We start from the raw sequence: 7,614 nt of genomic DNA, 5'->3' as shown, positions 1-7,614 counted from the left end.
GTTAAACACAAAAACCCCCCCCGCGGGCCCCACGCGGTGCCGCGCCGCCGCGGAGAAGGCGGAGGGTCAGCTACCGCTGGAGAGGTTCCCCGAGAGGACCGGGATGTTCTCCAGGATGTGCGAGGCGGAGTCGTCACCCTTGGCCTGGGTGGAGTTCTCGGCGCACTGCTGGTTCTGCGGGTTGGCGAGGACGTTGACGTCCTGGACACCGATGTTCGCGATGATCGCGACCAGCGACTGGGCGTTGACCTTGGCCGGCAGGCCGATGCAGAGCTTGTTGAGAGAGCCCTGGACCGCGCTCAGCTGCGGGCTCATCGCCCCGCGGGTCTCCTGGTTGCCGTAGACCTGGGCGGAGCCGTTGCCGTTGACGGTGTTGACGCCGTTGTCGTTGCCGATCGCCATCGCCGGGGCGGCTGCCGCGGCGCCCGCGCCGAGCACGGAGGCGGTGACCGCTGCGGTGGCCATGAACTTCTTGAGCATGATGGGGAATCCTTCTGTCGGACTGTCGCAAGAGAGAGCTGCCCCCGGCGGGACGAGCTGATCAACTGATGCGAGAGCCCGGGGTTATCCCCACTCACCCGGGTGGCCCAACGAAGGACGCGACGCACAGGGGGCTGTCCCGCCGCCGAGGCGGCGAGACCGGCCCCTCCTCCGCGAGGTCAGCCGGTCTTGCGGCGGACCTTCTTGTTCTTGCCGCCGGGGCCGCTGCTGGATCCCTGCACCTTGGCCCGGCTCTGGTGCGCCTCCTGCGACTGGGCGTTCGCGGCGTTGCGCTCCAGCGCCTCGCGGAACTTGCGCTTGGCGGCGTCGGCCGGGGATTCGTCCTGCGGGGTGTCTGCTTCGTCTGTCATTTGTCCTCCTGGGGTGGATCAAGCCGTTTCAGTCTGTCAGCTGGCGTGTCCGCTGACCAGCGAGTTCGCCAGGGGCGGCACCGGAGCCCGGGGCCGCGGCCGCGGTGGGCAGCGGCCGGGGCGACCGGATCGGGAGGCGGCCCGCCACGATCCCCAAGGAAGCCTTGGGAAGGTCATAAGTTTTGGTTATGGGGTCATAAGACGAGACCGGGTGCCGGGTTAGGATTGCCTTAGTTTAGGGTTCTCCTTGATCCAGCTTGCTGTCGAAGGGAACCCTGCCATGCCTCGCCCCCTGCGGGTAGCAATCGTCGGTGCCGGCCCCGCCGGGATCTACGCTGCCGACGCGCTCCTGAAGTCCGAGGCCGCCGTGGAGCCCGGGGTGTCCATCGACCTCTTCGAGCGGATGCCCGCCCCCTTCGGCCTGATCCGGTACGGCGTCGCTCCCGACCACCCCCGGATCAAGGGCATCATCACCGCGCTGCACCAGGTGCTCGACAAGCCGCAGGTCCGCCTCTTCGGCAACGTCGACTACCCGAACGACATAGGCCTCGACGAGCTGCACTCGTTCTACGACGCCGTGATCTTCTCCACCGGGGCCACCGCGGACCGCTCGCTGACCATCCCCGGCGTCGACCTGGACGGCTCCTACGGCGCCGCGGACTTCGTCTCCTGGTACGACGGCCACCCGGACGTCCCGCGCACCTGGCCCCTGGAGGCGGAGAAGGTCGCCGTGCTCGGCGTCGGCAACGTCGCCCTCGACGTCGCGCGCATCCTCGCCAAGACGGCCGACGAGCTGCTGCCGACCGAGATCCCGGCGAACGTCTACGACGGCCTGAAGGCCAACAAGGCGCTGGAGGTGCACGTCTTCGGCCGCCGGGGACCGGCCCAGGCCAAGTTCAGCCCCATGGAGCTCCGCGAGCTGGACCACTCGCCCACCATCGAGGTCATCGTCAACCCCGAGGACATCGACTACGACGAGGGCTCGATCGCCACCCGGCGCGCCAACAAGCAGGCGGACATGGTGGCCAAGACCCTGGAGAACTGGGCGATCCGGGACATCGGGGACCGGCCGCACAAGCTGTTCCTGCACTTCTTCGAGTCGCCCACCGAGGTGCTCGGCGAGGACGGCAAGGTCGTCGGTCTGCGCACCGAGCGCACCGAGCTCGACGGCACCGGCAACGTCAAGGGCACCGGCCGGTTCACCGACTGGGACGTCCAGTCCGTCTACCGGGCCGTGGGCTACCTCTCCGACGAGCTGCCCAAGCTGCCCTGGGACGTCGAGTCCGGCACGGTCCCGGACGAGGGGGGCCGCGTGATCGAGGCCGGCGGCCACCTGCCGTCGACGTACGTCACGGGGTGGATCCGGCGCGGCCCGGTCGGCCTCATCGGCCACACCAAGGGCGACGCGAACGAGACCGTGGCCAACCTGCTGGCCGACCACGCGGAGGGCCGCCTGGCCGAGCCGGCCGCGCCCGCGCCCGAGGCCGTCGAGTCCTTCCTCGCCGAGCGGTCCGTCCGCTACACGACGTGGGAGGGCTGGTACAAGCTGGACGCCGCCGAGAAGGCGCTGGGCGAGCCCCAGGGCCGCGCGCGCGTGAAGATCGTCGAGCGCGAGGACATGCTCGACGCGAGCGGGGCGTAGGCACGACGCCGGAGGGCCCCGCCGCATCCGGCGGGGCCCTCCGGCGCTCCCGGCCGTCCGCGTCCGCCACCGCCCGTACGGTCAGGCGCGCTCCAGCAGGCCCCGTACGAAGGCCGCTTGGCCGGCGTGCTGCAGGTCGTCGGACAGCACGCTCACCAGGCGCGCTCCCAGGGTGACCGGGGGGTCCCAGCCTTCGTCGACCACGCGTTCCAGATCGGCGGCGGCGAGGCCGCGCACGAACCGCAGGGTCTGCTCGTGGACGGCGTCGAAGTACCCGAGCAGGAGCTCGCCCGAGTCCACCCGGACCGTACCGGCCTGGCGCGCGGTGTGGCCGTAGCCCGTCGACCCGGCGGGCAGGGGCAGCGCGAACCGGTCCGCCCAGCCCTGGGCCTGCCAGACCTGGTCCAGCTCGGCCGCGTCCGCCACATGGTCGTCCTGGACCCGGGCCAGGTGCCAGACGAGCCAGGTGATCGAGTTCGCCCCGGGGTCGACGCGCGTGTCCAGCAGCTCCGGTGCGAGGCCCTCGACCGCCTCGTGCACGATCTCGTGGATGCGGCCGAACCCGTCGGCGATGACGTCCGTAGCCTTCATGCCACCACCATGCAAGGCTCCCCGCCCCGACCGGCGTGAACGACACGCACGCGCGGGCCGCAAGGAGCGGTGGTGTCAGCGCACCTGCGCTCCGGCGGCTGCCGCGACCGTACCGGCGGTCTCGGCGCCCGTGGCCGCGACCGCCGCGGGGGCGGGGGCCGTACGGGCGGCTCCCGCGTCGGGGCGCGGGGCCCGCAGCCCGAACCGGCTGATGACCGCGACCAGGGCGAAGGCGGCGGCCCCGATCGCGAAGGTGAGTGTGAACCCGGACTCGGCGGGCAGCGCGGGGACGCCCGCGGGCAGGTGCTCGACGGTGCGGGAGGCCAGGATGGTGGTGACGACAGCGCTGCCGATCGCACTGCCGGTCGAGCGGGAGATCGAGTTGATCCCGTTGGCGATACCGCTCTGGTGGTGCGGGACGCTGGACATGATGACGGCGGGCATCGCCGCGTAGCCGAAGCTGACGGCCGCCCCGACGACCAGTCCGGCGCCGATCACGGAGGCGCTGTGCTGGTGGTCCAGCGCGAGCCAGCCGAATCCCACGGCTCCGAGCGCGGCGGCCAGTCCGAGCGCCGCGCGCGGCCCCCGCCGGCGCACCAGCCGGCCGCCCACCGGGGAGGCGAGCAGCGAGACGACGGCGCCGGGCAGCAGGAACTGAACCGACGCGCGCAGGATCGACGCGTCGAAGCCGTAGCCCGTGAGCGCGTGGGGCATCTGGACGAGGTAGGAGACGCCCAGGAAGTTGGCGAACATGCCGAAGCCGACGAGGAGGCCGGCCAGGTTGGCCATCAGGACCGGTCGGTGGACGAACATCCGCATGTCGACGAGCGGGTCGCGGACCGTGAGCTCGGTCCGCACCCAGACGGCGGCCATGACCGCGGCGCCGGCGAAGCTGCCGAGGGTCCGCGCGGAGCCCCAACCCCAGGCGTGGCCCTGCGAGATCGGCAACAGCAGGAGCAGGAGCGTGAGGCCGAGGGTCAGCGCGCCGAGGAAGTCCGTCCGGCCGCCGGTCCGGTGCCGCGTCGCCGGGACCAGGGCGAGGACCGCGAGCAGGGCGAGGACCGCGAAACCGGTCGCCATCCAGAAGGCGTCGCGGTAGTCGGCGCCGGTCCCGGAGGTGAGCAGCCCGGTGGCCACGAGGGCGAGACCGCTGCCGAACGCCAGCGTGCCGCTGACCAGGGCCATCGCGCCCGGCAGCTTCTGCGGACGGACCTCCTCGCGCAGCACCGAGAGGGCCAGCGGGAAGATCGCGGTGGCGGCGCCCTGGAGCACCCGGCCCAGGATCAGCAGGGGCAGTGAGGAGGCCAGCGCGGCGACGACCGAGCCCGCGACCATGACGCCGAGCACGGCCACCAGGGTCCGCTTCTTGCCGTGCTGGTCCCCGAACCGGCCGAGGAGCGGGGTGAAGACCGCCGCCGACAGCAGCGTGGCGGTGGTCACCCAGCTCGCGCTCGCGGTGGAGACGCCGAGATCGTCGCGGATCAGGCCGAGGATCGGGACGGGGAGGGTCTGCATCATCGACACGACCATCGCGGCGAGGCTCAGGGCCAGGATGACGACCGTCTCGTTCCGGTGCCCGGGGGCGGCCGGGGCGGCGGAGGGGGTGCTCATGGGAGGGACCTTCTCAGTGCTTCAGACGCAGATGTTTGATGTCATCAACTAACCCGCCGACCGTAGAGGCCGATAGTTAAGGTAGTCAAGTAAACAATTGATAATATGAAGCATCGGGCGTAGGCTTCCGGTATGAGCGACACCGCCCCGGCCGCCCCGGCCAAGCTCCAGCTGCTGGAACTGCTGGCCGCCATCGGCACCGCCCAATGGCGCGATTTCGCGTCGGCGGCCTCCCGCCACGGCCTCACCTCGACCCAGGCGAAGGTCCTCGCACAGCTCGACGGCCCGATGCCGATGCGCGCGCTCGCCGTCCTGCTGGTCTGCGACGCGTCGAACGTCACCGGCATCGTCGACCGGCTCGAAGCCCGCGATCTGGTCCGCCGCGAGCCCGACCCCGCCGACCGCCGGGTCAAGAACGTCGTCGCCACGGACGCCGGGCGCGAGGTGATCCGCCGCGTCCGCGAGGAGATGCAGGCGACCCACGGAGCGCTCGACACGCTCGACGAGGCCGAGAGCGCGACCCTCTACGCCCTGCTGGAACGCCTGCGCCCGACCATGGAGAAGGACGCCCGCCGCCCATGACGCGTCCCGGCGCCATCCGTGTCCTGCGCGCGGCCGACCGAACCGACACCCTCTGGAAGAACGGCGCCGGCGTCACACGGGAGATCGCGGTCAGGCCCGAAGGGGCCGGTACGGGGGACTTCGCCTGGCGGGTGAGCCTCGCCGACGTCCGCGCCGACGGCCCGTTCTCCGCGTTCCCCGACGTGGACCGCACGCTCACCCTCGCCGAGGGGGCCGGCATGGACCTCACGGTGGCGGGCGCCCGCCACCTCGTCGACGAGCGCTACGCCCCGCAGGACTTTGCCGGCGACGCGCCGACCGGATGCCGGCTCCTGGACGGCCCTGTCGTGAACTTCAACGTGATGTTCCGCCGGGGGAGCGTCCGGGCGCGGACCGCCGTCGTCCGGGGCGCCCTCGGACTCGCTGTCCCGCCCGGCGAGACGCTGCTCGTGGTCGCACTGCGCGGGCCGGCCGTACTCGAAGGAGCGGGCGGGGCGCCAGACGTCGGGCTGGACCCGTACGACGCGCTGCTGGCGGACGGCCCGTACGAGAGGACCGTCCGTACCGACGGGTGCGCGGCCGTGGTCCGGTTCACCCCGGTGGGCCCCGGCGGCCGAGGAGCCGGGGAGGCGCGCCGCTGAGTGTCAGCGGACGCCCAGTTTCACCCACTCCGCCGTGCTGGGCACGTTCTCGGCGTCGAGCAGGAAGAGCATGTAGTACCCGGGCGGGGCGGCGGCCGCGTCCGGCGGGGTCCGCAGCCCGACCGCGGTGCCGCGGATGCCGGTGGACCTGAGTTCCAGGTGGCGCTGGCTGGTGTTGACCGAGTGGGTGACGGTCGTCGGCGCCAGCAGTACGGCGCGCCGGACGTCTCCCGGAGTCGAGCTGGTCACCTGGAACTCCGTGTCGTAGCCGAGTTCGTGCGCCGGTGCCCGGTCGAGCGCCGGACGGCTTCCGCGGTGCAGGTAGGCGGGCTCGTAGAGCTCGATGCTGCCGTCCATGGCGTCCCGGATGTCGGGGTCGTTGGCGATCTGCTGCAGCTCGTCCCCGGTGACCATGACCCGGCCGTCCGGCATGACCAGGGCGTTGGAGTGGTAGCCGCGCGGCAGCCGCTGCACGGGCCCGAGCCGCCACTGGCCGCGCGCGTCCCGCAGCTCGGTCTGGCGGTACTTCAAGTCGGCCTTCGGGTTGAAGGGGCCGTGCCCGTAGTCCCGCGTGTCCAGGGCGCCGTTGACGGTGAGCAGGGTGGCGTCCGGCAGGATCAGGGTGGCGTCCTGGGTGCGGCCGAAGGCCCTCGGCTCCGCGGCGTCCCAGCGGCCGTCCTTCAGCAGGTACGTGTTGCGGTCGCGCGGGTCACCGCCGAGCACCAGCACGGAGTCCGGGCCGCGGAAGCCGGCCGGCAGGGGGACCGCCGAGCCGTAGCCCCGGAAGTCCGCGGGCCGCCGCGGCAGGTCGGTCCGTACATCCTTCACCGGGTCGAACCGCCACTGCTGGTCGGCGTCGCGGCCCAGGCCGTAGATCATCCCGTCCCGCAGCGAGAAGAGGTGCGGGTAGTCGTTGCGGAACGGCGCCTCGGAGCGCAGCCGCTCCGACGGGACGTCCACCGGGATGTCGTACGGGCGCCAGGGAACGGGGGTGCGCAGCGCGGGGAACCGCTCCACCACCGGCGTGGGAGTGCCCGTCCCGCGCTCCGACTGCCCGGACATGATGATCTGGCGGCCGTCCGCGGCGGTCACGACCGAGGGGTACCAGCGGCCGACGGACATGTCGCGGTTGCGGTACCAGGTCTCGGTCCACGGGTCGAAGACGAAGGACAGCTTGGCGCCGCTGCCGCCCTTCCCGCCGACGTTTCCGCCGAAGACCGCGACCATCCCGTTGGGCAGGAACGAGTGCCCGGCGCAGAAGAACGGAGCCGGACGCGGCGCGTAGGTGCCGTCGGGCATCAGCACGACCGGCGGCGGCACCTTCTTGAAGGCGCCCGCCCCGGTGCCGAGGGCCGGGTCCCAGAGGAAGGCGCGTCCCGCGTTGGCGCGGCCGACCGTGTTCGTGGGACCGGTCTCCTTGGTGGGGTCGTTCTCCACCCGCTCGAAGGAGAACAGCAGCACCTTGCCCGTCGGCAGCTGGGCCACGTGGACACCGAAGTCCGGCGACGGGAAGAACTGCGCGAAGCGGCCCGCCTCCGCTGCGCGGAACCGGCTGTTGGCCCGGTGCTGGGAATCCCGCAGCGAGGCGAGGCCGGCCGTGCGGGACGCCTGCGGGTAGCCCTTCGCGCCCCGCGCCGCCTGCCGCAGCCGCGCGTGGGCGCGGGCGTGCTCCTCGCCGAGGACGGCGGCCTCCCCGGCGACGGTCGCCGCCCCGGCC

8 protein-coding genes are annotated in these 7,614 nt (G+C 72.4%); 3 read left to right on the top strand and 5 right to left on the bottom strand.

Annotated elements, in window-relative coordinates; all coding sequences use genetic code 11:
- Positions 1–66: 66 nt before the first annotated feature.
- Together ACFWUQ_RS30660 and ACFWUQ_RS30655 are read right to left on the bottom strand one after the other, a co-directional pair.
- Positions 67–480 (bottom strand): rodlin, encoded by a 414-nt coding sequence (locus ACFWUQ_RS30660; RefSeq protein ID WP_384544539.1) that lies wholly within the window; start codon positions 478–480, stop codon positions 67–69.
- A 179-nt stretch (positions 481–659) separates the two neighbouring features.
- A complete protein-coding gene (locus ACFWUQ_RS30655) occupies positions 660–851 on the bottom strand; it encodes a DUF5302 domain-containing protein (protein ID WP_384544537.1) in 192 nt (63 codons plus the stop codon).
- 280 nt (positions 852–1,131) lie between these two features.
- Here ACFWUQ_RS30655 and ACFWUQ_RS30650 point away from each other — a divergent pair, with 280 nt between their 5' ends.
- Entirely contained in the window at positions 1,132–2,493 is a 1,362-nt protein-coding gene (locus tag ACFWUQ_RS30650) for an FAD-dependent oxidoreductase (protein WP_384544535.1), read from the top strand.
- An 81-nt stretch (positions 2,494–2,574) separates the two neighbouring features.
- Here ACFWUQ_RS30650 and ACFWUQ_RS30645 read toward each other — a convergent pair whose 3' ends face one another.
- A complete protein-coding gene (locus tag ACFWUQ_RS30645; protein WP_384544533.1) occupies positions 2,575–3,084 on the bottom strand; it encodes a DinB family protein in 510 nt (169 codons plus the stop codon).
- Positions 3,085–3,159: 75 nt separating this feature from the next.
- On the bottom strand, positions 3,160–4,695 hold the full coding sequence (locus tag ACFWUQ_RS30640; RefSeq protein ID WP_384544531.1) for an MFS transporter: 1,536 nt from the start codon (positions 4,693–4,695) through the stop codon (positions 3,160–3,162).
- Positions 4,696–4,827: 132 nt separating this feature from the next.
- Here ACFWUQ_RS30640 and ACFWUQ_RS30635 point away from each other — a divergent pair, with 132 nt between their 5' ends.
- Both ACFWUQ_RS30635 and ACFWUQ_RS30630 read left to right on the top strand, forming a co-directional pair.
- Positions 4,828–5,277, top strand: coding sequence for a MarR family winged helix-turn-helix transcriptional regulator (locus ACFWUQ_RS30635; RefSeq protein ID WP_384544529.1), 450 nt, complete (start codon positions 4,828–4,830; stop codon positions 5,275–5,277).
- Positions 5,274–5,897, top strand: a complete 624-nt coding sequence (locus tag ACFWUQ_RS30630; RefSeq protein ID WP_384544527.1) for a HutD family protein — start codon at positions 5,274–5,276, stop codon at positions 5,895–5,897. The genes ACFWUQ_RS30635 and ACFWUQ_RS30630 overlap by 4 nt, the downstream gene beginning before the upstream one ends.
- A gap of 3 nt (positions 5,898–5,900) precedes the next feature.
- Here the strand turns inward: ACFWUQ_RS30630 and ACFWUQ_RS30625 are convergent.
- On the bottom strand, positions 5,901–7,614 hold a 1,714-nt coding region (locus ACFWUQ_RS30625; protein WP_384544525.1), incomplete at its 5' end, for a galactose oxidase-like domain-containing protein.

The organism is Streptomyces sp. NPDC058662, from assembly GCF_042716255.1.
GTDB lineage: Bacteria > Actinomycetota > Actinomycetes > Streptomycetales > Streptomycetaceae > Streptomyces.
Note: the sequence above shows the minus strand (reverse complement) of the source record. Positions and strands in the feature narration are given on the sequence as shown.